23 protein-coding genes are annotated in these 24621 nt (G+C 75.5%); 12 read left to right on the forward strand and 11 right to left on the reverse strand.

Going from position 1 to position 24621, the window contains the following annotated elements; translation table 11 throughout:
• Positions 1-26: 26 nt before the first annotated feature.
• Both M1O15_RS10180 and M1O15_RS10185 read right to left on the reverse strand, forming a co-directional pair.
• The gene (locus M1O15_RS10180) at positions 27-2876 is read right to left on the reverse strand and encodes a PQQ-dependent sugar dehydrogenase (RefSeq protein WP_372499429.1); all 2850 of its coding nucleotides are present in this window, start codon (positions 2874-2876) and stop codon (positions 27-29) included.
• A 383-nt stretch (positions 2877-3259) separates the two neighbouring features.
• A complete protein-coding gene (locus M1O15_RS10185) occupies positions 3260-4177 on the reverse strand; it encodes a S1 family peptidase (protein ID WP_248633001.1) in 918 nt (305 codons plus the stop codon).
• 757 nt (positions 4178-4934) lie between these two features.
• On the opposite strand from M1O15_RS10185, the gene M1O15_RS10190 reads away from it, so the two are divergent.
• Complete coding sequence (locus tag M1O15_RS10190) at positions 4935-5126, forward strand: hypothetical protein (RefSeq protein WP_248633002.1); 192 nt, start codon at positions 4935-4937, stop codon at positions 5124-5126.
• A 39-nt stretch (positions 5127-5165) separates the two neighbouring features.
• Here the strand turns inward: M1O15_RS10190 and M1O15_RS10195 are convergent, their stop codons facing one another.
• The 3 genes from M1O15_RS10195 to M1O15_RS10205 form a co-directional block, all read right to left on the reverse strand.
• The gene (locus M1O15_RS10195; protein WP_248633003.1) at positions 5166-6035 is read right to left on the reverse strand and encodes a class II glutamine amidotransferase; all 870 of its coding nucleotides are present in this window, start codon (positions 6033-6035) and stop codon (positions 5166-5168) included.
• Positions 6036-6076: 41 nt separating this feature from the next.
• A complete protein-coding gene (gene gad, locus M1O15_RS10200; RefSeq protein ID WP_248633005.1) occupies positions 6077-7507 on the reverse strand; it encodes a glutamate decarboxylase in 1431 nt (476 codons plus the stop codon).
• Positions 7508-7730: 223 nt separating this feature from the next.
• Positions 7731-7952 (reverse strand): hypothetical protein, encoded by a 222-nt coding sequence (locus M1O15_RS10205; RefSeq protein WP_248633007.1) that lies wholly within the window; start codon positions 7950-7952, stop codon positions 7731-7733.
• Between the two features lie 393 nt (positions 7953-8345).
• Between M1O15_RS10205 and M1O15_RS10210 the strand changes: the two genes are divergently transcribed.
• Positions 8346-10442: a SpoIIE family protein phosphatase gene (locus M1O15_RS10210; RefSeq protein ID WP_248633008.1), complete on the forward strand. Its 2097-nt coding sequence runs from the start codon at positions 8346-8348 to the stop codon at positions 10440-10442.
• A gap of 73 nt (positions 10443-10515) precedes the next feature.
• The gene (locus M1O15_RS10215; RefSeq protein WP_248633009.1) at positions 10516-10902 is read left to right on the forward strand and encodes a VOC family protein; all 387 of its coding nucleotides are present in this window, start codon (positions 10516-10518) and stop codon (positions 10900-10902) included.
• Here M1O15_RS10215 and M1O15_RS31350 read toward each other — a convergent pair.
• A complete protein-coding gene (locus M1O15_RS31350; protein WP_282576527.1) occupies positions 10890-11636 on the reverse strand; it encodes a MerR family transcriptional regulator in 747 nt (248 codons plus the stop codon). The two genes, M1O15_RS10215 and M1O15_RS31350, sit on opposite strands and share 13 nt — an antisense overlap.
• A gap of 219 nt (positions 11637-11855) precedes the next feature.
• On the opposite strand from M1O15_RS31350, the gene M1O15_RS10230 reads away from it, so the two are divergent.
• From M1O15_RS10230 to M1O15_RS10255, 6 genes are all read left to right on the forward strand, one after another.
• Entirely contained in the window at positions 11856-12053 is a 198-nt protein-coding gene (locus M1O15_RS10230; protein ID WP_248633010.1) for a hypothetical protein, read from the forward strand.
• A 355-nt stretch (positions 12054-12408) separates the two neighbouring features.
• Positions 12409-14064, forward strand: a complete 1656-nt coding sequence (locus M1O15_RS10235) for a PP2C family protein-serine/threonine phosphatase (protein ID WP_248633011.1) — start codon at positions 12409-12411, stop codon at positions 14062-14064.
• The gene (locus M1O15_RS10240) at positions 14061-15215 is read left to right on the forward strand and encodes a cobalamin B12-binding domain-containing protein (RefSeq protein WP_248633024.1); all 1155 of its coding nucleotides are present in this window, start codon (positions 14061-14063) and stop codon (positions 15213-15215) included. The genes M1O15_RS10235 and M1O15_RS10240 overlap by 4 nt, the downstream gene beginning before the upstream one ends.
• The gene (locus M1O15_RS10245; RefSeq protein ID WP_248633026.1) at positions 15212-15646 is read left to right on the forward strand and encodes an STAS domain-containing protein; all 435 of its coding nucleotides are present in this window, start codon (positions 15212-15214) and stop codon (positions 15644-15646) included. The genes M1O15_RS10240 and M1O15_RS10245 overlap by 4 nt, the downstream gene beginning before the upstream one ends.
• A 210-nt stretch (positions 15647-15856) precedes the next feature.
• A complete protein-coding gene (locus M1O15_RS10250; protein WP_248633027.1) occupies positions 15857-16234 on the forward strand; it encodes an STAS domain-containing protein in 378 nt (125 codons plus the stop codon).
• A gap of 82 nt (positions 16235-16316) precedes the next feature.
• Positions 16317-16730: an ATP-binding protein gene (locus M1O15_RS10255; RefSeq protein ID WP_248633028.1), complete on the forward strand. Its 414-nt coding sequence runs from the start codon at positions 16317-16319 to the stop codon at positions 16728-16730.
• A 26-nt stretch (positions 16731-16756) separates the two neighbouring features.
• On the opposite strand, the gene M1O15_RS10260 is transcribed toward M1O15_RS10255, so the two are convergent.
• The 3 genes from M1O15_RS10260 to M1O15_RS10270 form a co-directional block, all read right to left on the reverse strand.
• Positions 16757-17389 carry a TetR/AcrR family transcriptional regulator gene (locus M1O15_RS10260; protein WP_248633029.1) on the reverse strand — a complete coding sequence of 211 codons (633 nt, stop codon included), beginning with the start codon at positions 17387-17389 and terminating at the stop codon, positions 16757-16759.
• A gap of 70 nt (positions 17390-17459) precedes the next feature.
• Positions 17460-18533, reverse strand: a complete 1074-nt coding sequence (locus tag M1O15_RS10265) for a cation diffusion facilitator family transporter (protein ID WP_248633031.1) — start codon at positions 18531-18533, stop codon at positions 17460-17462.
• A 138-nt stretch (positions 18534-18671) separates the two neighbouring features.
• Positions 18672-19349 carry a TetR/AcrR family transcriptional regulator gene (locus tag M1O15_RS10270; RefSeq protein ID WP_248633033.1) on the reverse strand — a complete coding sequence of 226 codons (678 nt, stop codon included), beginning with the start codon at positions 19347-19349 and terminating at the stop codon, positions 18672-18674.
• A gap of 84 nt (positions 19350-19433) precedes the next feature.
• On the opposite strand from M1O15_RS10270, the gene M1O15_RS10275 reads away from it, so the two are divergent.
• Both M1O15_RS10275 and M1O15_RS10280 read left to right on the forward strand, forming a co-directional pair.
• Positions 19434-21053 carry an FAD-binding oxidoreductase gene (locus tag M1O15_RS10275; RefSeq protein WP_248633035.1) on the forward strand — a complete coding sequence of 540 codons (1620 nt, stop codon included), beginning with the start codon at positions 19434-19436 and terminating at the stop codon, positions 21051-21053.
• A gap of 40 nt (positions 21054-21093) precedes the next feature.
• Positions 21094-22350 (forward strand): MFS transporter, encoded by a 1257-nt coding sequence (locus M1O15_RS10280; protein WP_248633037.1) that lies wholly within the window; start codon positions 21094-21096, stop codon positions 22348-22350.
• Positions 22351-22367: 17 nt separating this feature from the next.
• Here M1O15_RS10280 and M1O15_RS10285 read toward each other — a convergent pair whose 3' ends face one another.
• Together M1O15_RS10285 and M1O15_RS10290 are read right to left on the reverse strand one after the other, a co-directional pair.
• Positions 22368-22715 (reverse strand): DUF2238 domain-containing protein, encoded by a 348-nt coding sequence (locus M1O15_RS10285; protein ID WP_248633124.1) that lies wholly within the window; start codon positions 22713-22715, stop codon positions 22368-22370.
• A 267-nt stretch (positions 22716-22982) separates the two neighbouring features.
• Complete coding sequence (locus M1O15_RS10290; RefSeq protein ID WP_248633039.1) at positions 22983-23606, reverse strand: LysE/ArgO family amino acid transporter; 624 nt, start codon at positions 23604-23606, stop codon at positions 22983-22985.
• A gap of 70 nt (positions 23607-23676) precedes the next feature.
• Between M1O15_RS10290 and M1O15_RS10295 the strand changes: the two genes are divergently transcribed.
• On the forward strand, positions 23677-24591 hold the full coding sequence (locus M1O15_RS10295) for a LysR family transcriptional regulator ArgP (protein WP_248633040.1): 915 nt from the start codon (positions 23677-23679) through the stop codon (positions 24589-24591).
• The last annotated feature ends 30 nt before the right edge of the window (positions 24592-24621 follow it).

The following is a 24621-nucleotide window of genomic DNA, read 5'->3' on the forward strand; positions in this document are numbered from 1 at the left end:
GGTTCCTCCTCTCATGTTCCGGCCCACTAGGGCAGGGTCCATTTCTGGTTGGGTCCGGTGTGGCAGGTCCACAGGTGGGTGCGGGTGCCGTTGTTCCAGGTGCCGCCTTCGGCGTCGAGGCATTTGCCGGACGGGGGGTTGCGCAGGGTGCCGTCGGGTTGGGGGGTCCAGGTCTGGGCGCCGGTGCCGTTGCAGGTCCAGAGCTGGACCTTGGTGCCGTCGGCGGTGTTGCCGCCGGAGACGTCCAGGCACTTGCCCAGGGCGCGGAGGGTGGAGTCGCCGGGGGTGGTCCAGCTCTGTGCGGGGACGCCGGCGCAGTTCCAGATCTGGACCTGGGTGCCGTCGGCGGTGGCGCCGCCCGCGACGTCCAGGCACATGCCGTTCACGCCCTTGACCGGGCCGGTACGCGGACCGGGACCCGGGCCCGTACCGGTGGTGAAGTGGAAGTCGTCCACGTCGAACAGCGCCCCGGTGCCGCCCTTGAAGACCAGGTAGAGCGTGGTCGTCCCGGCCGGGCGGTTGGCCAGCGCGGTGCTCACGTCCTGGAAGTTCTCCCAGCCGCCGGTCACCGGCACGGTGGCGGTGCCCAGCAGGGTGCCGGTCGCCGAGCCCGCCCGGACCTCCAGGGTGCCGCCGGCGCCGCCGGAGGAGACCCGCGCGGTGAACCGGGTGGCGTCGTCCAGCGCGTACGGGGTGAAGGACACCCAGTCGCCGCTGTGGATGTCGCCGACCGTCTTGCCGCCGTGCGCCGCCGCCTTGCTGATCACCGAGACGCCGGAGGCGTTGCCGTAGTGCTCGCCCTGGCGGTGGCTGGGCTGGGAGATGTTCTGGTCGTGGGTGGTCAGCGCGGGCTGCCCGTTCGCGCCCTTGTCGGTGTACTCCGCGTCCCAGACGCCGAAGATGTTGGCGTTCGGGTCGTGCTCGCCGTCCGCGATGGTCTGCACGGTGCCGGAGCAGCCGTTGGCGGAGGTCTGCGGGTGGCCGTGGCTGTCATGGCCCAGGATGAAGGTCACCTTCACCTTGGAGCAGTCGATCGCCCCGTCCTCCGGGTCGCTCACCGTCACCCTGAACGGCACTGCCGCGCCCGGGTCGATGATCCGCCCCTCGACCGGCAGTTCCAGGGTCACCGTCGGGGCGGTGTTGCCGACGGTGATCCGCACCGAGGCGGTGGCCGTCTTGTTCGTCGGGTCGGTGACCGTCAGCTCCGCGGTGTACTGGCCGTTGGCGGTGTAGGTGTGGGAGGGGTTGGCGGCGGTGGAGGTCGCCCCGTCGCCGAACTTCCAGGCGTGGCGCAGCGCCCCGCCGTCCGGGTCGGTGCTGCCGGCCGAGGAGAAGGCGACCGTCAGCGGCGCCTTGCCGGAGGTGCGGTCCGCCGCGGCCTGGGCGACCGGGGAGCGGCCGTCCACCAGGTGCTCGATCCGGTAGAGCGCCGAGTTCTCGTCACCGTTGAAGTAGCCGGTGCCGTAGTCCAGCACGTACAGCGCCCCGTCCGGGCCGAAGTCCATGTCCATCACCTGGGTGCCGGTCCAGGGGAAGGCGTTGATGGACTGCACGGTGCCGTCCGCGCCCTGGGCGATCCGCTTGATCCAGCGGCGGCCGAACTCGCCCGCGAAGAAGTTGCCGTCGTAGGACTGCGGGAACTTCACGGTGGACGGGTTGTTCGGGTCGTAGCGGTAGACCGGTCCGCCCATCGGGGACTCCGAGCCGCCGCCGAACTCCGGTACGGAGGTGCCGTCGTAGGGGATCCAGGCCGGCCGCGCCGGGGGCAGGTCGGTCAGCCCGGTGTTGCGCGGCGAGGTGTTCCTCGGCGCGTCGCAGTCGAATCTCGCGCCCGCCGTGCCGTTCGCGAAGTCCCAGTCCGTGTAGGCGTCGTTCCGCCCGGTGCAGTACGGCCAGCCGTAGTTGCCGGCCTGGGTGATCCGGTTGAACTCCACCTGCCCGGCCGGGCCGCGGCTGGGGCTCGCGGTGCCGGCGTCCGGCCCGTAGTCGCCGAGGTAGACGGTGCCGGTGGCCCGGTCCACGCTCATCCGGAACGGGTTGCGGAAGCCCATGGCGTAGATCTCGGGCCGGGTCCTCGCGGTGCCGGGGGCGAACAGGTTCCCGGCCGGGACGGTGTACGAGCCGTCGGCGCCGACCTTGATCCGCAGCACCTTGCCGCGCAGGTCGTTGGTGTTGCCCGAGGAGCGCTGGGCGTCGTACGCCGGGTTGCGCGAGGGGCGTTCGTCGATCGGGGTGTAGCCGTCGGAGGCGAACGGGTTGGAGTCGTCGCCGGTGGAGAGGTACAGGTTTCCCTGGGCGTCGAAGTCGATGTCGCCGCCGACATGGCAGCAGATGCCCCGGGAGGCGGGGACGTCCAGGACCTTCTTCTCGCTGGCCGGGTCCAGGGTGCCGTCGGTCCTCAGGGTGAAGCGCGAGAGCCGGTTCACCCCGTCGTACGGGGCGAAGTCGGCGGCCGTTCCGTCGCCGGGGGCGTCGCCCGCCGGGGTGGTCAGCTTGGGCGCGTAGTAGAGGAACACCTGCCGGTTGGCGGCGAATCCGGGGTCCACCCCGACGCCTTGGAGGCCTTCCTCGTCATGGCTGTAGACGTCCAGCTTCCCGGACACCTTGGTGCTGCCGGCCGCGTCGGTCAGCCGCAGGGTGCCGTCCCGCGAGGTGTGCAGCACGGAGCGGTCGGGGAGTACCGCCATGGTCATCGGCTCGCCGGTCTCGGCCACCCCCTTGGCGAGGGTGACCTGCTGGAACTCCTCGGCCGCGGCGGGTGCGGGGGATGCGGTGGGGGTGGTGGCGTGGGCGGGGGCGGCCATCAGCCCGGTGGCGAGTGCCGCGGTGATCAGCAGGGCTCGGGCCCGTGAAGGCCGGAACGGTCTTGTGCGCACGTGGGTTCTCCCGGAGCGGTGGGGAAGCCGAACGGGCCCGGGAACCGGGTCCGCCGGGGGAGCACAAGGCGCGCGCCGTCGCGCCGTGGCGCACCGGTCACGGGCTCATGACCGGTGTGTTGCAAGGAAGTTAGCGGGCTTGGTCCGGCCGCGTAACCCCTTTCGCGCCGCCATTCGCAACTTCTTCCCGTGCCAGGACAAAGCCGTCCGTCCAGCGGACACGCCGGGCGCGGTGCCCGGGAAACGCGGGGAAACCCCTGGGAAACGCCGGACCGGCGGCCCGCTGCGCGCGGACCGCCGGTCGGCGGACGGGTGGTGCGGTGGAGCTCAGCCGATCGTCCGGCCGGTCATCCGGTCGGCCGTGGCCGTCGCCCCTCGGCCGGTCAGAAGACGCTCACCCCGTAGGCGCTCAGCGCCTCGGTGACCGGCTGGAAGAACGTGGTGCCGCCGGAGCTGCAGTTGCCGCTGCCGCCCGAGGTCAGCCCGAGCGCGGTGCTGCCCGAGAACAGCGCACCGCCGCTGTCGCCGGGCTCGGCGCAGACGTTGGTCTGGATCATGCCGTAGACGACCTGCCCGCTGCCGTAGTTGACGGTGGCGTTGAGGCCGGTCACCGTGCCGCCGCGCAGCCCGGTGGTGCTGCCGCTGCGCTGCACCGACTGGCCGACCGTGGCGTTGCCGGCCGAGGTGATGTCGCGGTAGCTGCCGTTGTACAGGTACACCCGGCCGTCCGCCGCCGAGGCGTTGGAGTGCCGGATGATCCCGTAGTCGTTGGTCGGGAAGCTGGTGCCGGTGCGGGTGCCGAGCACCGTCGTACGGCCGGAGTTGGTGTACCAGGTGGAGGCGCTGTTGGTGCAGTGGCCGGCCGTCAGGGCGTAGTAGGTGCTGCCGCTGCGCACGTTGAAGCCCAGCGAACAGCGGCTGCCGCTGGAGTAGATGGCCTCGCCGCCGGCGATGAGCTTGCTGAACCTGCCCGGCGTGCGGTTGATCCGCACGGCGCCGGACCGGTCGCCCGCGGCCGCCCTGATCTCGGCCAGCTCGGCCGCCGAGACCGTGGAGTCGGCGGTGACGACCAGCTTGCCGCTCTTGGCGTCGGTGTACCACGCGGTGCCGGCCACGTCGGCGGCCAGGACCGCCTCGCTCGCCTGGGCCAGCTGGGCGCCGGTCATCCGGACGTCCGGAGTCGGCTGGGCGCCGGCCTGGGGGACGGCCAGCGCGGACGCGGCCACGAGGGCGGCGGCCACGGCGGTCGTCCGGATGCTTCTGGTGGAGCCGTCGAAGGGGGTGAAGCGCGTGAAGTTCACTGCGTCCTCCGTGGGGGTTTCCATGGCCCGCTGGGTGGGCGGGCCGTGCGGAGCGCCGGCGGACGGGCCCCATGCCGGGTGCGGTCGCCATGTGCCTGTCAACCGTCGCAAGGGGAATCCTGGAGTCCGCTCGCGGGTGCGGCAAGCGCCTCTTTCGGTCGCGCTACGCGCGTACGCCGCCCGGGCCGCCCGCCCGCGCCCCGGCGGCCCGGGCGGCGGAGCCCGGGCGCCCGGTGCCGTCGGCCCGTACGGCGGGCCGGTCCCGGCCCGTGTCCGGAGCCCCGGGAGCCGCCGGACCGGACGGCGGGGCCCGCCCGGCGCGCCGCCGGAAGCGGAAGCCGTCATGCCGGTCACGCGGTGGCTGAGCAGTGGACGCGCGCTCCCGGGCCGCGGGCCGCCGCCCGCCGGGGCCGCCCGTACCCGCGCCGCCCCGCTCCCTCCGGTTCCGGTGCCCACCGGCCCGCCCCGGCGCCCGCCCGCGGCACGGTCCGGGCCCGCCGCGCCGCGGCGGCGGCCCCTGGGCCCGTACCGCTTCCGGAGGAGCGCACCGGCGCCGGCGGCCGCGAATTGCGGGGAATCCCTCCGTTCGCCCTCCGGCCGGAGCTGTCCGAATACCGCTCCCCGCTCCCGCCGGAGGGCTGCCGCCGGGGCGGGTGGTGTGGAACGGGACGGACGAGGAATCCGGTAGGCACGGGCCGAAAGGACCCGGGGTGGACCCGGGCCCGGGCGCCACCGGCACCGACGAACGAGGAGAGCGATGAACCACCGCGACCGGCATCCGGACACCGCCGCCGACGAGGTCCTGCACGAGTTCGAGGAGGCGGAGCTGGACGTGGACGACGACCGCGAGCCCTCGCACGACAAGGAGGCCGCGGACGCCATGCGCCCCGGCCCGCACAGCCAGGAGTCGGTGCAGAACGACGCCCACCGGGAGCCGGGGGACCGCTGAGCCCTCACCGGGCCCGCCCGCGCTGCCGGGCCCCGGCCGCTAGGCCGCGGTCTGCGAGGCGGCGGCGCCGGGGTCGAGGTCGGCCAGGGTGAGCGGGCGGGCCGGAGGGTCCGGGAGGGCGATACGGCTGCTGACCGCCAGGTCCGGGCCCGCGTGCAGCAGCTCCCCGGGCTCCAGCAGCCGCCAGTCCGGGTTGTCGTCCATCCGCTCGCTCGCCACCACCACCGCGGGCGCCCCGGCCAGTTCGCCGGAGTGGACCCGCATCCGGCCCCGCTCCCCGCTGTGGTCCAGATGGCGGTCGCCGTGGTGGCCGCCGGGCCCGCGCTCCAGCACGTACAGCCGATGCGTCCGGGGATAGCGCAGCGCCCACAGCTCGTGCGGGGTGGTCAGCACCAGGTTCAGCGCGAACACCGGCAGCCGCTCGGCGATCCAGCGGGCCGCCGACTCGATGCCCCGGCCGACGTCCCCGCCGTTCGCCCGGACCTCCTTGGTGATCAGGGCGAAGAAGCGCTCCGAGTCGGTGTCCCCGGCCACCAGCGCGCGCTCCGGCCCGAGGCGGGCGTCGATCTCCCGCTCCTCCCCGATGACGCCGTTGTGCGCGAAGAGCCGTCCGTCCTGGAGGAACGGGTGCGTGTTGCGGGCCTCCAGCCGCCCGGTGGAGGCGTACCGGACATGCGCGAGGAACGTCGCCGAGCGGACCCGGCGCGCCTCCTCGGCGAACGCCCGGTCCCGGTACGCGGCGAGCGGCGCCCGGTCCACCGACGGCGTACCGTCGCCGCCGAACCAGCCGAGGCCCGTCCCGTCCGGGTCCCGGTGGCTCTGGTCGCGCAGGCTGTCGGGCGCGTCCAGCAGCCAGAAGGTGGCATGGGTGCGGTGCGGGGCGCTGCTCAGGCCGAACAACCGGCACATGGGGTCTCCTCGGGGCGGGCGGGGGGTGTGTCAGGGGGCGTTCAGTGGCGGCCGGCTCGCCGGGGGTTCCTGGTCTCGGCGCCGTGCGCGAACCCGCCGGCGTCCTCGGCGCTGCGCTGGGGCGCGTGCTGCCGCTCCAGCCGCCCCAGCACCCGCCGCAGGTCCTCCAGGAGCAGGTCGGCCAGGTCGTGACCGAAGCCGTTGCGGACCACGATCCGCAGCACCGCCAGGTCCTCGCGGTCCTTGGGGAAGGTGTACGCCGGGACCAGCCAGCCGCGCTCCCGCAGCGCGGCGGAGACGTCGAACACGCTGTAGGCGTCCACGCCCTCCTTCACCCGGAAGGCGAACACCGGGGCCTCGCTCCCGTCGGTCAGCAGCTCGAACGCGCCCAGCTCGGCGATCCGGGCCGCCAGCCGGGTCGCCACGTCCCGGCAGGTCTGCTGGACCCGGCGGTAGCCCTCCACCCCGAGGCGCAGGAAGGTGTAGTACTGCGCCACCACCTGGGCGCCCGGGCGGGAGAAGTTCAGCGCGAAGGTGGGCATGTCCCCGCCCAGGTAGTTGACGTGGAAGACCAGGTCGTCGGGGAGCGCCTCGGCGTCCCGCCACAGCGCCCAGCCCACGCCCGGCATCACCAGCCCGTACTTGTGCCCGGAGGTGTTGATCGAGGCCACCCGGCGCACCCGGAAGTCCCACTCAAGGTCCGGGTCCAGGAAGGGCGCGATCATGGCGCCCGAGGCGCCGTCCACATGGACCGGCACGTCGACGCCGGTCCGCTCTTGGAGCTCGTCCAGCGCGGCCGCGATCGCGGCCACCGGCTCGTAGCTGCCGTCGAAGGTGGAGCCGAGCACCGCGACCACCCCGATGGTGTTCTCGTCGCAGTGCGGCAGGGCCGTCTCGGCGGTCAGGTGGTAGCGGTCGCCCTCCAGCGGTACGTAGCGCGGCTCCACCTCGAAGTACTCGGCGAACTTCTCCCAGCAGATCTGCACATTGGCGCCCATCACCAGGTTGGGCCGGTCCGCCGGCTTCCCCTCGGCTCGGCGCCGCTGCTGCCAGCGCCGCTTTAGCGCCAGCCCGGCGAGCATCGCCGCCTCACTGGAACCGGTGGTCGAGCAGCCGATCACATGGCGCGGGTCCTCCGCGTGCCAGAGCCGGGCCAGCATGTGCACACAGCGCAGCTCCAGCTCGGCGGTCTGCGGGTACTCGTCCTTGTCGATCATGTTCTTGTCCGCGCACTCCGCCATCAGCCGCAGCGCGTGCGGATCGGCCCAGGTGGTCACGAACGTGGCGAGGTTCAGCCGGGCGTTGCCGTCCAGCATCAGCTCGTCGTGGACCAGCTGGTACGCCGTGTCCGGCTCCATCGGCCCCTCGGGCAGGGCGTAGCGCGGGACCGAGACGGGCTCCCGGCTGAAGATCGGGTTCAGCTCCACGTCGCGGCTCGTGCGCGCGTCCCTGCGGCCATGGTTGAGGGCCATCACTCGACGTCCTTCCACGCGTACGGCGGCCCGGCGGATGCCCGGCGCCCCCCAGCGGCCTTCCCCCCGGCGCCCCGCCTTCCGCGGCCGCCGCCCATTCCCCCCGCCAATGGCCCACACCCGGGCCGCCCGGCGGCCTCCGGCCGGCGCAGCGCACGCACCCGGCGGCGGGCGGAACGGGGGCAAGGGCACCCCCGGCCCCCGTCCGCCCGCCGGGGGCGGCTCAGCGGGTGCGCATCCCGTCCAGCGCCCGCAGGTCGCCCTCGCCCAGCGCCCGCCCGGCGGTGTGCCCGTTCCCGGCGGCGCCGGTGTTCCCGTACGACTGGGTGGAGAAGTTGCCGTTCTGGGTCCGCACCTCCCCGTCCCCGACCGCCGCCGCCACCGGGGCCGCGGCGCCCACCACCGCCGCGGCCAGTCCCGCCGCCGCGAGAACCCTCTTCAGCATGTGTCCGTCCTTCCGTCTCGGGCCGTCCGGGCCTGCCCCGGCCGGCCGCTGTCCGTGCACCCGGCGGGACGGCGCCCACCGGATCTGCCGGTTTCCCCAACGGCGCCGCGCCGCGGGACGTACGCCGGATTCACCCGTTCGCACCCCTTTTCCGGCTCCCCGGCCCCGGCGCCCCGCCCGCTCGCTCGGCGGGGCAGGCATGAACGGCACGCCGTCGGGCACCCGCTCCCCAGGCCCCGCCGCGTTCCCCCGTCGCGGCGGGGCCCCATCCGTCCCCTTCACCGGGCCCGGGCGCACCCGCCGGGCCGGCCTCCGGTGTCCGCCGTGCCCCCGGCCGCCGGGGTGGCGCGGGTGGCGGGCAGGGGGCACGGTGACCGTAGGAGAGGAGCGGTCATGGGCGGCACGCAGGACGGTCCCGCCGACCGCGGCGGGGCGGGCGGAGTCGGGGCGGTGAATTCCGGCCCGGCGGGCGGGCTGCTCGATGTGCTCGGCCTCGGTGCCGTCGTCGTCGACGCCGAGGGCCTGATCGTGCTGTGGAGCCCGCAGGCGGAGGGGCTCTTCGGCTACCGCGCCGAGGAGGCGCTGGGCCGCTCGGCGGTCGGACTGATGGTGGCCGAGGAGCACCGCGACGAGGTGCTCGCCCTGTTCGCCCAGGTGATGGGCAGCGGCGACCTGTGGGCCGGGGAGTTCCCGGTACGGGTCAAGGACGGCTCCAGCCGGCTGCTGGAGTTCCGCAACGTCCGGCTGACGGACGCACGGGGGGACCACTTCGCGCTCGGCCTGTTCACCGAGCAGACCGCGCTGCGCCGGGTCGAGCGGGACCTCGCCCTCTCCGTACGGCTGGTGGAACAGTCGCCCATCGGCCTGGCCGTCCTCGACACCGGCCTGCGCTACGTGGGGGTCAACGCGGCCCTCGAACGGCTGCACGGGGTCCCCGCCGACCGGCTGGTGGGCCGCCGGCTCGGCGAGGTCTGGCCGTCCTCGGTGATCGACGAGACCGTGGAGCGGAACATGCGCGGGGTGCTGGCCACCGGCGCCCCGCTGCTGGACCGCAGGATCGTGGTCCGCCCGCCCGGGGCGCCCCCCGGGGCCGAGGACCGCGCCTGGTCGGTGTCGCTGTACCGGCTGGACGACGTCGGCGGGCGCGTCCTCGGTGTCGCCATCTCCGTGATCGACGTCACCGACCGCTACCGCGCCACCCGGGAGGCCGACCGGGCCCGCGACCGGCTGACCCTGGTCGCCGACGCCTCCGTGCGCATCGGCACCACCCTGGACCTGGAGCAGACCGCCCGCGAACTGGCCGGGGTCGCGGTGCCGGAGCTCGCCGACGTGGCCGCCGTCGACGTCCTGGACGCCGTGCTGGAGGGGCGCCCGGCCCGGCTGGAGGACGACGGGCCGGCCGTCATCCGGGCGCTCGCCGTAGCCGCCGCCTACCCCACGGTGGCCGTGGAGGCCGCCGACCGGCCGGGGGAGCCCGCCCACTACGGCGCCGACCGGCTGGTCACCCGCTGTGTGCGCAGCGCCCGCCCGGTGCTGGTCGCCGAGGTGGACGCCGACGCCCTCACCCGGATCGCCCGCGACGACAAGGCCGTGGCGCTGCTCGCCGAGGCCGGCGTCCACTCCTACCTGGCCGTACCGCTGATCGCCCGCGGCGAGGTGCTGGGCGCCCTGGACCTCAAACGCGCCCGCAACGAACTGCCGTTCACCGAGGACGACGTGGTGCTGGCGAGCGAGCTGGCCGCCCGGGCCGCCGTCTGCATCGACAACGCCCGCCTCTACCGCCAGATGCGCGAGACCGCCCTCACCCTCCAGCGCAGCCTGCTGCCCGAACCGCCCCGCGGCCTCGCCGAACTCCAGGTGGCCTCCCGCTACCAGCCGGCCGGCGCGGGCAGCGAGGTCGGCGGCGACTGGTTCGACGTCATCCCGCTGGAGGGCCGCCGCACCGCGCTGGTGGTCGGGGACGTGATGGGCAGCGGCATCAACGCGGCCACCACCATGGGCCGGCTGCGCACCGCCACCCAGACCCTGGCGCGGCTCGCGCTGGAGCCGGCCGAGCTGCTGCGCCACCTCGACGAGATCACCAGCGGCCTCGACCCCTCCCTCGCCACCTGCGTGTACGCGGTCTACGACCCGGCCGCCGGCCGGGCCTGCGTCGCCACCGCCGGGCACCCGCCGCCGGTGCTGATCCGCGCGGGCGAACGCCCCCGGCTGCTGGACCTGCCCGTCGGCCCCCCGCTGGGCGTGGGCGGCGTCCCGTTCGACTCGGCCTGCGTCCCCCTCGGCCCCGGCGACCGGCTCGTCCTCTACACCGACGGGCTGGTGGAGACCCGCGACCAGGACATCGACACCCGCCTTGAGGCCCTGCTCACCCTGCTCGCCGACGAGGGCGACGCCTCCCTGGAGACCACCTGCGACCGCCTGCTGCGCGAACTGCGCCACCCGGCCAACCACGACGACGTCGCCCTGCTGCTGGCCCGGGTCGAGCCGTAGCACCCGGAAACCGGCCCCGGCCTGGCCGGTTCCCGGTTTCCTCCGGGGGCGGGCGCGCCTAACCTCGGGAGGCATGGTGCATGTACTGGGCAGCAGGATCCTGTTGAGCCCCCGCGACCCGGAGCGGTCGCGGGACTTCTACGGCCGGGTACTCGGCCTCGCCGTCTACCGGGAGTTCGGTACCGGACCGGAGCGCGGCACCGTCTACTTCCTGGGCGGGGGCTTCCTGGAGGTCTCCGGCCGCGCCCAGGAACCGCCCTCGCCGAACCTGCGGCTCTGGGTCCAGGTGGACGACGCCCAGGCCGCCCACGAGGAGCTGCGCGAGCGCGGTGCGGAGGTGCTGCGGCCGCCGAAGAAGGAGCCCTGGGGGCTCGTCGAGATGTGGCTCAGCGACCCGGACGGTGTGCAGATCGCCGTGGTGGAGGTCCCCGAGGACCACCCTCTGCGCTACCGGCCCTGAGCCGGGGAGGGGGCGGCCGCCCCCGGCGCCCCCGGGTGCTCCAGGAAGGCGTGCAGGGCGGCCGACGCGGCCAGGCAGCGCAGGCTCCGCCGGGTCACCTCGCGGTCCCGGCGGCCCAGTTCGGCCAGCACCCGGTCCGGGCTGCCGGTCTCCCGCAGCTCGGCCAGGACCGCCTCGATGGTGGCCAGCGGGTGGTGCGCCCGCCGCAGCAGCGCCACCACCCGGGCCGCGTGCAGCTCGGTCCGGCCGTAGCGCCGGTAGCCGGTGCCCGCCTCGCGCTCCGGCCGCAGCAGCCCCCGCGCCTCCCACAGCCGCAGCACCGGCGGACGCACCCCGACCATCCGGGCCGCCTCGCCGATCCGCAGCGCACGACGCCCGGCCACCGGCTCCACCGGGCCGTCCGCCAGCACCACGCTCAGCGCGGTGTGCAGCGCGGCCAGCTCCGCGCGCTCCCGGTCCAGCGCGGCGTGGCCCGCGTCCAGTGCGGCCAGCGCCGTCTCCAGCTCGCCCGAGCACACCGCCCGCATCACCGTGCGGGCGGTCGGCCAGCCGTACCCGGCCGCCACCTCCCGCAGCGCCGCCAGCGCCACCCGGTGCGCCTCGGTGAAGACCCGGTACCCGCCCGCGCTGCGCCCCGCGGGCGGCAGCAGCCCGTCGTCGGCGTAGCCGCGGATCCGCTGCGCCGACACCCCCGCCGAGCGCGCCAGGTCGCCGACCCGCAGCCCGTCCGCCATGACCGCCTCCGTCCCCTCCGGGCCGCCGCCCGATCCGGCGCCCGTCTCTTCCGGCAGGGTTGAGACATAACGGACACCTATCGCCGGTATTCCGCGGCCTGCCTCGGCCAACCCTCCCACAGCGCTTCAATGAAACAATGAATACCGAGGCCGTCGGCCCGAGTTGGGGTCATGATCGAGGACGGCCGAGACATCTGCTCGACCCAGGAGGCGGCAAGAGTGAAGTTCGTACTGGAAGTCAGCATCGACAAGGGGAAGACCGCCGAGGACACCGTGGGGGAGCTGGGCCGCATCCTGCGCTACTGGGGCGGCAACCTCGGCCACTACGAGCTGAAGCCCGGCGACGGGTCCGCGGTCTACGACTCGGACTACCAGGAGGTCGGCCAGTGGCGCATCGACGACGGGGACGCCTCCTGACCCGCGGGAACGGGCCCGGCTCCTGACCCGGGGCCCCGGCCCCGGGAGGTGCGGGGAGGCGCCGGGGCCGGCCGGGGGGCCGGCTCCGGCGGGCGCCCGGCCGAGGGCGCCACCGGCGGTCGAACGCCATGCGAACGACCGGACGCCAATGACCGGTTTTCGCCGCTCCGGTAGGAAAGTGATCGGCTCGGTGGTGAACTGTGCAGAAATGGTGGCGTCTTGTGGTCGACGGGGTGGACGCGCCCCGGCGAAGCGGGAAGGCGGGTTGTCGGTGGCGCGGTAAGTGCGGGATGGTGGTCCGGAACCTGACTTCCAACGGAAGGTGAAGAGGCCCGCTCCAGGCGGCCTCGGGACCATGACGACTTTCGAAGGCGCCTCGCGCCAGCCGCGGGGCCTGGTGCGACACGTGGGTGCCTCGTGGATGCAGGCGCCCTACCCCGCCCTGGTCGCCGACTCCTCCGGCGGTGTCGTGGAGGCGAACGCGGCGGCCACCCACCTCTTCCCCGGCGCGGTCAGCGGCGCCTGGCTGGACCATGTGGTGCCCGGCTGGCTCGCCGACGCGCACCGCAGGGCCGGCGAGGAGGGCCAGCCGCCCCGCCCCGTCCGCGGCCGCCACGAGGACCTCACCCTGGAGGCCCACCCCACCGTGGGCACCGACGGCGACATCGTGTGGTGGCTGGTCGACGACACCGACCGGCTGCTCGCCGAGACCGCGCTGCGCAGCGAACGCGAGCGCACCGCCTTCCTCGCCGACGCCTCCAGCCGGCTGCTCGCCTCGCTGAACGTGCCGCGCTGCATGGAGGTGGCGGTGCAGCTCGCCGCCTCCCACCTGGCCGACGCCGCCCTGCTCGTCATGCCCGCGGCCGGGCGGCGCCACCCGATCGCCGCCAGCGTGGGCGGCGCCCCCGCCGAGCACAGCAGCGCCCGGATCGACCCGTCCGCCGTGACCGGCCTCAGCGAGGCCCTCCAGGGCTTCCCGCCCGTCCCCTCCCGCTGGATCGACCCGGCGACGCTCCCGGACTGGGCCGTCCCGGAGGGCTTCGACGGACCGGCCGGCTCGGTCGTCGTCACCCCGCTGCCCGGGCACGGCATCCCCGCCGGGGCGCTGATCCTGCTCCGGCGCGGCGACCACGCCGCCTTCGACGCCTCCGAGGAGGTCTTCGCCCGGGTCTTCGCCGCCCGCGCCGGCGCCGCGCTGTCCGCCGCCCGGATGTACGCCGAGCAGGCCGGCATCACCGCCACCCTGATGGTCGAGCTGCTGCCGCCCAAGCTCCACCCGGTGCGGGGCGTGGAGTACGCCGGCGGATACCGCGCCTCCCGCGACACCGAGCGGATCGGCGGCGACTTCTACGACGTCCACCCCGGCGCCGGATCCGACCAGGAGACCCTGGCCGTCCTCGGCGACGTCTGCGGCAAGGGGCTGGACGCCGCCGTCCTCACCGGCAAGATCCGCACCACCCTCCAGGCCCTGCTGCCCCTGGCCGAGGACCACGAGAAGCTGCTGCGCCTGCTCAACGGGACACTGCTCACCGGCCGGCACACCCGCTACGCCACCCTGGTCCTGGCCTCCGTACGGCGCGAGGGCCGCGTCACCCGCCTCCGCCTCACCAGCGCCGGCCACCCCCGTCCGCTGATCGTCCGGCGCAGCGGCGAGGTCGAGGAGGCCGACACCGCCGGCACCCTGATCGGGGCCCTGCCGGACGTCCACGCCCGCACCGCCGAGGTCCTGCTCCAGCCGGGCGAGGCGTGCCTGCTCTACACCGACGGCATCACCGAGGCCAAGGGCGGCCCGCTGGGCGACGTCCGGTTCGGCACCCGCCGGCTGCGCGAGGCGGTCGCCGACTGCGCGGGCATGCCGGCCGAAGCCGTCGTCGAACGGGTCCAGATGCTCGCCGCCGAGTGGGTCGGCGGCCGGCCGCACGACGACATGGCCGTGCTCGCGATCTCCGTACCGCACTCCACCCATCTGACAGCGGTGGACGGCCGCACTCCGGGCAGGTACACCACATGACCCAAGCTCTCGACCCCCCGGAGGACGCCGCGGCCCCGGCGTCCGCCGCCGCCCGCCCGCCGGGCCCGGACAGCCTGGTGGCGGCCCGCCGCGCGCTGTGGCACGCCGTGCGCGACCGCGACGAGTCGCGCGCCGCACGATCCGTCTTCGACCTCCTCGACGCGGGCGCCGACGCCGAGGACGTCCTGCTCGGCGTCATCGCCCGGGTGCAGTTCACCGTGGGCGAGGAGTGGGCCGCCGGCCGGCTCAGCGTCGCCGCCGAGCACGCGGCGACCGCCATCCACGACCGCATCATCGCCGCCATGTCGCACCGGGAGGCCGAAGCCCGCCCGGCCGATGCCACCCCCGCGGCCGCGGTGACCGTCGCCTGCGTGGACGGCGAGTGGCACTCGCTGCCGGCCCGCATCCTGGCCGAGGTGCTGCGGCTGCGCGGCCACCGGGTGGACTTCCTGGGCGCCCAGGTGCCCACCCCGCACCTGGTGGCTCATCTGCACCACACGGCGCCCGCCGCCGTCGCGCTCTCCTCCTCCATCCCGACCCGGCTCCCGGCCGCGCACGCGGCCATCACCGCCGTGCAGGCCGTGGGCATCCCCGTCCTCGCCGGCGGAGCGGCCTTCGGACCGGACGGCCGCTACGCCCGGCTGCTCGGCGCGGACGCCTGGGCGCCGGACGCCCGGGGCGCCGCCGACGCGCTGGCCCGCGGCGTGCCCCGCCCGGCCGCCGGCGCCGTCCGGCAGACCATCGACGACCTGCCGCATCTGGCCGACCAGGAGTTCACCATGGTCAGCCGCAGCAGGGGGCAGCTGGTGAAGAACACGATGGCCGCCCTGGAGGACCGGCTGCCCGCCATGCGGGCCTACACCGAGGCGCAGCGCGAGCGCACCGCCGAGGACGTCGCCCATATCGTCGAGTTCCTGGCGGCGGCCCTCTACACGGACGACTCCGGCCTCCTCACCCGCTTCCTCGACTGGACCGGTGACATCCTGGAGGCGCGCGGGGTCCCCGCCCGCGTCCTCGGCCCCGCGCTGGAGATCCTCCAGGACGAGCTGAAGGACTTCCCCCGCGCCCTGCGGTTCCTCGCCGAGGGGCACGCCGCCCTGGACGGACGGGGCACCCGACCCACGATCCCCGGCACCGGAAGCGAAGCATGACCACCGTCCCCGACGACACCGCCCCCGACGAGACCTTCGGCCTGGAGGTCACCACCGGCGAGGAGCGGGACGTGCGTGTCCAGGTCCGCGGCGACCTCGACCACGAGACCGCCGAGGAGCTGCTGGAGGCTGCCCGCGCCCACCTCCGGTCCGACCGGCCGCCGCGCCACCTCCACCTGGACTGCGCACGGCTCACCCTGTGCGACTCCATGGGACTGGCCGCGCTGCTGCTGATCCACCGCCACGCGCTGGCCGCCGGGACCCGGCTGCACCTGGACAACCGTCCCGGCATGCTGGAGCACCTGCTGGAACTGACCGGCACCCTCGACCACTTCGCCCAGGCCGAGAAGGGCGGGGACGACCGCCCGGCGCACGAGGATCCGCCCCCGCACAGCGCCGCCGGGTCCCCGCCGCCGGCCCACCCCGGATGACCGGCCGACCCCGGGCACCCCTGGCCCGCAGCCGTCCCGCCGCCGAGGCGAATCGCTTCTGCGGCCCGCCGGAGGCTCGGGGCCCCGACGGGCGTCGAAGGCCGCCGGGCGCACCCCCGGACCGGCCCGGACCCGGTCCGCGCACCCCGGCGACCGCCCCCGTCGGCGACCGCCCTTCGCACCGCCGGGGCGAGCTGCGACAATGCCACGATGAGCGATGAACCCGAAGTGACCACGACACTGGTCGAGGACGTCCGGGTGGTGCGGGTCAGCGGCGAGTTCGACCCCGACGAGGCCGCCACCCTGACGGAGGCGCTGGCCGTGCCCTCCGGTGGGGCGGCCCTCGGCCTGGTGGTGGACCTGGCTCATGTCGCGTTCGCCGACTCCTCCTTCCTGCACGCCCTGATCGACGCCCGGCTGCGCCACCGCGACGCCCGGGTGCCGCTGGTCCTGGCCGCCCCCGGCCCGCTGGTGGTGCGCCTGCTGGAGCTGACCGACACCGCACGCGTCTTCACCATCACGCCCACCGTCGAGGCCGCCGTGGAGGCGGTCCGCGGGGCCCGCGCCGACGGCCGTTCGCTCCGGTGACGGCGGACACGGCGTACCCGGCGCCCGCGCGGGCAGCCGCAGAGAGAGCACCACGGGCGCGCCGACCGCGCAGGAGGGACGCATGACGACGCAACGGACGGTCACCGACCGCGACCACCGACCCGCCACCGCGGGCGCCGCCCGGGACCAGGTACGCCGGCTGCTCGGCGGCGCGGCGTCGCCGCTGCCGGCCGCCGTGGTCAACGACGTCCTGCTGGTCACCTCCGAACTGGTCACCAACGCCCTGCGGCACGGCGGAGGGCTCACCGCCTTCGGTGCCGTCCTCGGCGACGGCACCATCACCCTCAGTGTCAGCGACCGCACCTCCACCCCTCCGCGCACGGACACCGCGGGGACGGTCACCACCCCGGGCGGCTTCGGCTGGCCCCTGGTGCGGCGGCTGAGCCGGACGGTCGCCGTCCGGACCACGCCCACCGGCAAGACCATCGAGGCGGTCGTCTCCCTGTCCCCCCTGGGGCAGGCGCCGGGGGCCTGACGCCTTCCCCCGGCCCCCCGCCGGTGTCAGCCGGCGGCGGGCGGGTCGAGGGCGCCGTGCGGCAGGCCGAGGGCCTGCTCGGCGGTGGTCACGGCCATCCGGGCGACCACCGCCGGGAGTTCGGGCATACCGGCGTTGGCGCTCAGGCCGTCGAGCACCACCAGGATCTGCGTGGCCGCGATGACCGGGTCGCCGGCGCGGAAGTCGCCGCTCCCGGTGCCCGTGCGGACCAGGTCGGCCAGCCGGCCGCGCCAGGCCGCCTCCTGGGCGGCCACCCGCTCGCCCAGGACCGGGCGGTAGCGGCCGAGATGGCGGGCGTTGATCCAGAGCAGGCTCACGGCGTCGTACGCGGGGCCGGAGGTCCGCGCCAGGAAGGCGGCCAGGTGCTCCGGCGGCGAGGCCCCGGAGCGGTCGGCCGGCAGCAGGGTGTCCAGCTCGCCGCCGGCCGCGCTGCCGAACGCCTCCGCCACCAGGTTCTCGGCGGACGGGAAGTAGTGGCTGATCAGCCCGGGGCGGACGCCGAGCTCCTCGGCGATCCTGCGCAGGGTGACGCACTCCAGGCCCTCGGCCAGGGCCACGGCGGCGGAGGCGGCGACGATCTCGGCCCGCCGGTCCTCCGGCGACTTGCGGATCCGCTTCCTCGGGGCGCTTGACGGCATCCCCGTATGCTATTGGGCGCGTGACCAACAGGCAAGGCGCCCGGTCGGCGGCCCATCCGGCCCGGGCCGCTCAGCCCCGGCCCTGGTGGTGGGCCAACGCCCCGTGCGGGTCCTCGTCCCCGTCCTCCGGTGCGTGATCGGTGTGCACGGTGACGGCCGCCAGCCGCGGTACGGAGTGCAGCAGCGCGTGCTCGGCCCGTACCGCCAGCCGGTGCGCCGCCACCACGGTCAGCCGGCCGTCCACCACGATCTCCGCCTCGGCCCGCAGGGTGTGCCCGGTCCACCGCATCCGCAGCCGCCCCACGCCCCGGACCCCGTCCACCGCCGCCAGGGTCCGCCGGGCGGTGGCGACCAGTTCCGGGTCGACGCCGTCCATCAGCCGCCGCAGCACCTCCCGGGCCGCGTCCCGCAGCACCAGCGCGATCGCGGCCGTGATCAGCAGCCCGACCAGCGGGTCGGCCTGCCGCCAGCCCAGCGCCGAGCCGCCCGCGCCCAGCAGCACCGCCAGCGAGGTGAAGCCGTCGGTGCGGGCGTGCAGCCCGTCGGCGACCAGCGCGGCCGAGCCGATCCGCCGGCCGGTGCGGATGCGGTAGCGCGCCACCCACTCGTTGCCCGCGAAGCCGACCAGCGCGGCGGCCGCCACCGCGCCGAGGTGGTCCACCTCCCGGGGGTCCAGCAGCCGGGCGACCGCCTCGTACCCGGCCAGCGCCGCCGAGGCCGCGATCACCGCCACGATCACCACACCCGCCAGGTCCTCGGCCCGCCCGTAGCCGTAGGTGTAGCGCTGGTTGGCCGCCCGCCTGCCCAGCAGGAAGGCGATCGCCAGCGGTACGGCGGTCAGCGCGTCGGCCGCGTTGTGCACCGTGTCGCCGAGCAGCGCCACCGAACCCGACACGGCGACCACCGCCGCCTGCGCCACGGCCGTCGCCCCCAGCACGGCCACCGACAGCCAGAGCGTCCGCAGACCCTCCCGGGAGCCCTCCAGGGCGCCGTCCACCTTGTCGGCCGGCTCATGGCCGTGCGGTACGGCGAGATGCGCCAACCGGTGGCGCAGCCGCGCCCACCGCCCGTGCCGGGACCGGTGGTGCGCCGCATGCGGGGACGGGCCGTGGGAGTGCGCCTCGGGTGCCTGATGCTCCGCCATGGGAGTCACCATGGCACGCCGAACCCGCTGCGGCCACCGCCGAGTTACCGCTGGTCACCAGCTGCGACGCGCTCGCAGTCGAGGGCTGTGCGCCGGGCGCGGTGGCCGTGGTCGCCGGACGGTCCGTGCGGCGCCGGTTCAGCGCGCGGATGTCCCGGTCGGCGGCTCGGCGGCGAAGGCGGCACCGGCCACGGCGAACAGCCGGGCACAGCGCCGCGCCATCTGCTCCGGCGACTGGCCGGGGTGCTTGACCCACCAGCGGACCAGCGCGGTGACCAGCCCCCGCCAGGCGTACATCAGCGCGTCGGCGTCCAGCGGGTCGACGGCTCCGTCCTCGTCCAGCAGGTCCGCGGTGCCCAGGGCGGCGAGCCGGTCGATCTCCGCGCGGTACCGCCCGGCGCGGCGGGCCGGCTCCCCGTCGGCCGGCAGCGAGGGGTCGTAGAGCACGAACCAGCCCTCGCGCCGCCCCTCCAGGGCGGTGAACAGCGCGTGCAGCACCCGCAGCGGGGTGCCCGGGTCGCGGCCCCCGCCGTCCGCCATGGCGGCGCGCACGGCGTCCAGCACCCGGTCGCCGACCGGAGTGAGGCAGGCCAGGTAGAGGTCCTGCTTGGCGCCGAAATACTGGTGCAGCAGCGTCTTGGTGACGCCCACCCGGTCCGCCACCGCGGTGAGCGAGGCGGCGTGGTAGCCGCGCCGGCCGAACTCTTCGGTGGCGGCGTCCAGGATCTGCCGCTCCCGCACGGCTCGGGGAACGCCCTTGGTACCGACCCGGGGAGCGCTTCCGGTGCCGGCCGTCCGTGCGGAGGGTCTGGTCATGGATGCGAATTTACCATACGGTAATTTGCCATCCAGTAACTTACCGTCGGGTAAGTTCAGCTTTCCCCATCGAGAGCAGGCACCATGAGCGACACGCACAGCCCGGGTCTCCACCCCTCCCGCCCCCGCTCCTGGTGGGGGTGGGGCTGGGCCGACGACCACCCCGACGACGCCGAGTGCGCCGCGCTCGGCGCCCTGCTGCCCGGCACTCTGGCCAAGCCGCTGCCGGTGCCCCGGGTGGCCGACCTGCGGATCGGTCCGCCCGCCGTCCGGCCCCCGGCGAGCCTCGCCCGGCTGGTGACCGAGGACCCGGCGGAGCGCGCCGCCCACGCCATGGGCAAGGCCTACCGGGACGTCATCCGCGCGCTGCGGGGCCGCCCCGGGCGCCTGCCGGACCTGGTCGCCCGCCCGGCCCGGGACCAGGACGTGGCCGATCTGCTCGACTGGGCCGGCGGCCGGGGCGTGGCCGTGGTCCCGTACGGCGGCGGCTCCTCGGTCACCGGGGGAGTGGAGTACCGGGGCGACGCCCACCGCGCCGTACTGAGCCTGGACCTGACCGGGCTGGACCGCGTGCTGGAGGTGGACACCGCGGGCCGCGCGGCCAGGATCCAGGCCGGGATCCTCGGCCCGGCCCTGGAGGCCGGACTGCGGCCGCACGGCCTGACGCTGCGCCACTTCCCGCAGAGCTTCGCGTTCTCCACCCTGGGCGGCTGGCTCGCCACCCGCGCGGGCGGCCACTACGCCACCGGCCGTACGCGTATCGACGACTTCGTCCAGTCCCTGCGGGTGGTCACCCCGGCCGGGACCGCCGAGTCCTGGCGGCTGCCCGCCTCCGGCGCCGGGCCGTCGCCGGACCGCCTCTTCCTGGGCTCGGAGGGGGCGCTCGGGGTCATCACCGAGGCGTGGATGCGGCTGGCGGAGCGGCCCCGCCACAGGGCGTCCGCCGCCGTGTCCTTCCGCCGGTTCGCCGACGGCCTTGAGGCGGTGCGGGCCGTTGCCCAGTCCGACCTCGCCCCCGCCAACTGCCGCCTGCTGGACGCCGGGGAGGCCGCGCTCTCCGGTGCGGCCCGCGACGGTGCGGCCGTCCTGGTGCTGGGCTTCGAGTCGGCCACCGGCCCGGTCGAGGCCCGGCTGGCCGCGGCGGTGGAGCTGGCCCGGGAGCACCACGGCGTCCCCGCCGAGGACTCCCGGGGTCCCGGCGGCCCCGGCGGTGACGGCCCGGACGCGGTCGGCGCCTGGCGGTCCGCCTTCCTGCGGATGCCCTACCTCCGTGACGGCCTGGCCCGGATGGGCGCGGTGGTGGAGACGTTCGAGACCGCCGCCACCTGGGACCGGCTGCCCGGCCTCGTGGAGGACGTGCGCGCCGCCACCGCCGCGGCCGCGCGGGAGGCGACCGGGCACCCCGCCACCGTCAACTGCCGCCTCACCCACGTCTACCCGGACGGCGCCGCGCCCTACTTCACCGTGCTGGCGGCCGGTCGGCCCGGCGAGGAGGTCGCCGTCTGGGACCACATCAAGTCCGCCGCGACCGAGACCCTGCACCGCCACCGCGCCACCGTCACCCACCACCACGCGGTCGGCCGCGACCACCGGCCGGGCTACGACCGCCAGCGCCCCGAACCCTTCGCCCTGGCCCTGCGCGCCGCCAAGGACGCCCTCGACCCGCACGGCATCCTCAACCCAGGCGTCCTGGTCGGCCCCTGAGCCCGCCACCGGATCGGCGGGCGCTGTTAGCCTGCCGTCCATGATCAAGGGGGGTCTGGCGGGCAGCGGAATACGCCGCGTGGCGGGGGACAGCGGGCCGGAACGCGTGCTGATCGCCGCCAGTTTCACCAACCGCGTGGGCAACGGCCTGTTCAACGCGGCCTCGGCGCTCTACTTCACCCTGATCGTGGGCCTGCCCGCCGCGCAGGTCGGCGCCGCGCTCACCATCGCCGGAGTGATCGGCCTGGGCGCGGGGATACCGGGCGGGCATCTCGCCGACCGGCGGGGCGCGCGCCCGGTCATGATGGCGGCCCTCGCGGTCCAGGCGGTGTCGATGGCGGCCCTCGTCCTCGTCGAGAGCTGGGCCGCGCTCACGGTCGTCGCGACGGCCGGCCAGCTCGCCGCGGCGGTCGCCGGGGCGGCCTGGGGCGCGCTGGTCGTCCGGGTCGGGGGTGAACGCCCGGCCCGGTTCCGGGCGAAGCTGCGGACGTTCGTCAACCTGGGCGTCATCCTGGGCACGGTGGGCGCGGGGCTCGCGCTGGCCGCGGGCACCCGCGGCGCCTATGTCACGCTGATCCTCGGCAACGCGGCGAGCTTCGGCCTGTGCGCGGTGCTGCTGCTCCTGCTGCCCCGCTATCCGGTCCTGGCGGCGCCGCCGCGGCAGCAGCGCAGGCTCGCCTTCACGGACCGCCCGTTCCTGGTGTTCACCGCCCTGTACGGGGCCATGGGACTGCAGTACCCGGTGGTCTCGCTGCTCCTGCCGATCTGGATCTCCGAGCACACCGAAGCGCCGCGCTGGACGGTGGCCGCGCTGTTCGCCGTCAACTCCCTCTTCTGTGTGCTGACGCAGACCAGGATCGGCTCGCGTATCGAGACCCCGCACGACGGCGGCCGGGCGTTCCGCACGGCGGGGCTGCTGTTCCTGGTCAGCTGCCCGACGATGGCGCTGGCGGCGTACGCCCCGGTCTGGGCCGCGGCCGGACTGGTCCTGGCGGCGGTCTTCGTCCACAGTCTGGGAGAGGTCTGGGAGTCCTCGGCGGGATTCGCCCTGGGCTTCGGTTTCGCCCCGGACCACGCCCAGGGCCAGTACCAGGGCCTTCTCGGGCTCGGCTTCAACGCGGGCCAGGCTCTCGCCCCCGCGATCCTCACCACGGTGGTGCTGGGGCTCGGCACGGCGGGCTGGCTGCTGCTGGCGTCGTTCTTCGCGGCACTGGGCGCCGCCGGTCCCGCTCTCGCCCGCTGGGGCGCGCGCACCCGGCCGGGGCCGAACGTCGTCGCGGACGACGTGGCGGGATGACCGGCGATCGTATCGGGTCATCCGGTGCCCGCCTCGGGCCGGGCCGGCGGGGCCAGCAGGGCCAGCCGGCGGTCGTGCACCCGGCTGAGCAGTAGCAGCGCGAGCGAGGCGCCCACCAGCGCGCAGCACCTGTCCCCCTGGGTGTCCCACTCGTCCCCCCGGGCGGCGAGGAAGGCGTCGGCGGCGTGCCCGCCGGTCACCGCGGCCGCCCACTCCAGCATCGGGAACCGCCGGCGCAGCACCACCAGCAGCGGCAGCCCGGCCGGCACCCACACCGTCTCCGGCAGCCAGGTCATCGGGTCCGCGGGGTGCCAGGCCGAGAGGACCACCGCGGCCACCGCCAGGGCGGCCGGCACGGCGGGCAGCCTCCGCCGGGGTAGCGGGCCGGGGGCGGCCGCCGGGGACGGCGCGGCGGGGCGGAGGCGCGGGACGGCGAAGCCGGGCCTGGGGCACTCCTCGTCGGAGGGGCGCGGAAGCGGAGGCGACGGACCGGCATGGCATGTCCTGGCCCCTCATGGTGGTTCCACTCCGGCGCGGCGGCATGAGCACGCGCACTCATCCGGAGCGCCCTCGGCTCAACGGCCCCGTTGACGGCCCTGCCCCGCGACTGATCTACTCCCGCACTCGGGCGCTCAGGCCCCGGCCAGCAGCATCCCGCCCATGGCCAGCATGGTCGCGGCGACCACACCGTCCAGGACCCGCCAGGCCTTCGGCCGGGAGAGCAGGCCGGTCAGCAGGCGGGAGCCGTAGCCGAGCCCGGTGAACCAGAGCAGACTGGCGAGCGCGGCGCCCACCCCGAACACCCAGCGCCCGGTGCCGTGGTCGGACGCCACCGAGCCGAGCAGCAGCACGGTGTCCAGGTAGACATGCGGGTTGAGCCAGGTCAGCGCGAGCGCGGTGAGTACGGCGGCGCGCGCCGAACCGGTCGCGGCACCCCGCGCGTCCAGGCCCTCGCCGGTGGCCGGGCGCAGGGCGCGCTGCGCGGCCAGCACCCCGTACCCGAGCAGGAACAGCCCGCCCGCCACGCCGACCGCCGTCAGCGCCGCGGGCCAGGCGGTGACCACGGCGCCGACCCCGGCCACGCCGAGGGCGATGAGCACCGCGTCCGAGACGGCGCAGATCCCGACCACCCGGAGCACCGCCTGCCGGTGCACGCCCTGGCGCAGCACGAAGGCGTTCTGGGCGCCGATGGCGACGATGAGGGAGAGGCCGGTGCCGAAGCCGGCCAGGGCGGTGGTGAAGGTGCCGTAGGTCATGGAGACGACCGTAGGAAGGATCCTTCCCGTCAGTACAGCTAAAGATTCTTACGTACCCTTAGCCGATGTGATGGACGAGCTTCCCCTGGACCAGGTCAGGACCCTGCTCGCGGTGGTCGACGAGGGCACCTTCGACGCGGCCGCCGCGGCCCTGCATGTAACCCCCTCGGCGGTGAGCCAGCGGGTCAAGGCGCTGGAGCAGCGCACCGGACGGGTGCTGCTGATGCGGACCAAGCCAGTGCGGCCCACCGCCTCCGGGGCGGTCGTGGTCCGCTACGCGCGCCAGCTGGCCCGGCTGGAACGGGACGCCCGCGAGGAGCTGGGCATCGACGACGGGCAGGGCCCGGCCCGGTTGCCCATCGCGGTGAACGCCGACTCGCTGGCCACCTGGTTCCTGCCGGTGCTGACCAGGGTGGGCCAGGACCCGCCGGTCTGCTTCGAGCTGCACCGCGAGGACGAGGCACACACCACGGCGCTGCTGCGGGAGGGGCAGGTGATGGCCGCGGTGACCTCCTCGCCCGAGCCGGTCGCCGGCTGCACGGTGCGCCGGCTGGGACTGTTCCGCTACCTCCCGGTGGCCGGCCCCGCGCTGAAGGCCCGCCACCCGGACGGCGCCGCCGTGGAGACCCTGGTGCGGGAGGCCCCGGTGATCGTCTTCGACCGCCGGGACGACCTCCAGGACGCCTTTGTGCGCTCGCTGGCCGGGGGAGCGGCCCAGGCGAGCCGGGTACGCCACCAGGTGCCCACCTCGGAAGGGTTCCTGTACGCGGTGGCGGCCGGCCTCGGCTGGGGGCTGGTCCCGGAGGTGCAGGCGCGGCCGCTGCTGGAGCGGGGCGAGCTGGTGCCGCTGGCGGGCGGGCGGCCGCTGGACGTCCCGCTCTTCTGGCAGCAGTGGAAGCTGGACTCACCGGCGCTGGCCGCGGTCGCCGGGGAGGTCGCCCGGGCCGCGGCGGAGGCGCTGCGGCCCCCGGCGGACGTCCCCTGACCCCGCGGCCTCCCGAGGGCCGCCGCCCCG

The organism is Streptomyces lichenis (assembly GCF_023218175.1).
GTDB lineage: Bacteria > Actinomycetota > Actinomycetes > Streptomycetales > Streptomycetaceae > Streptomyces > Streptomyces lichenis.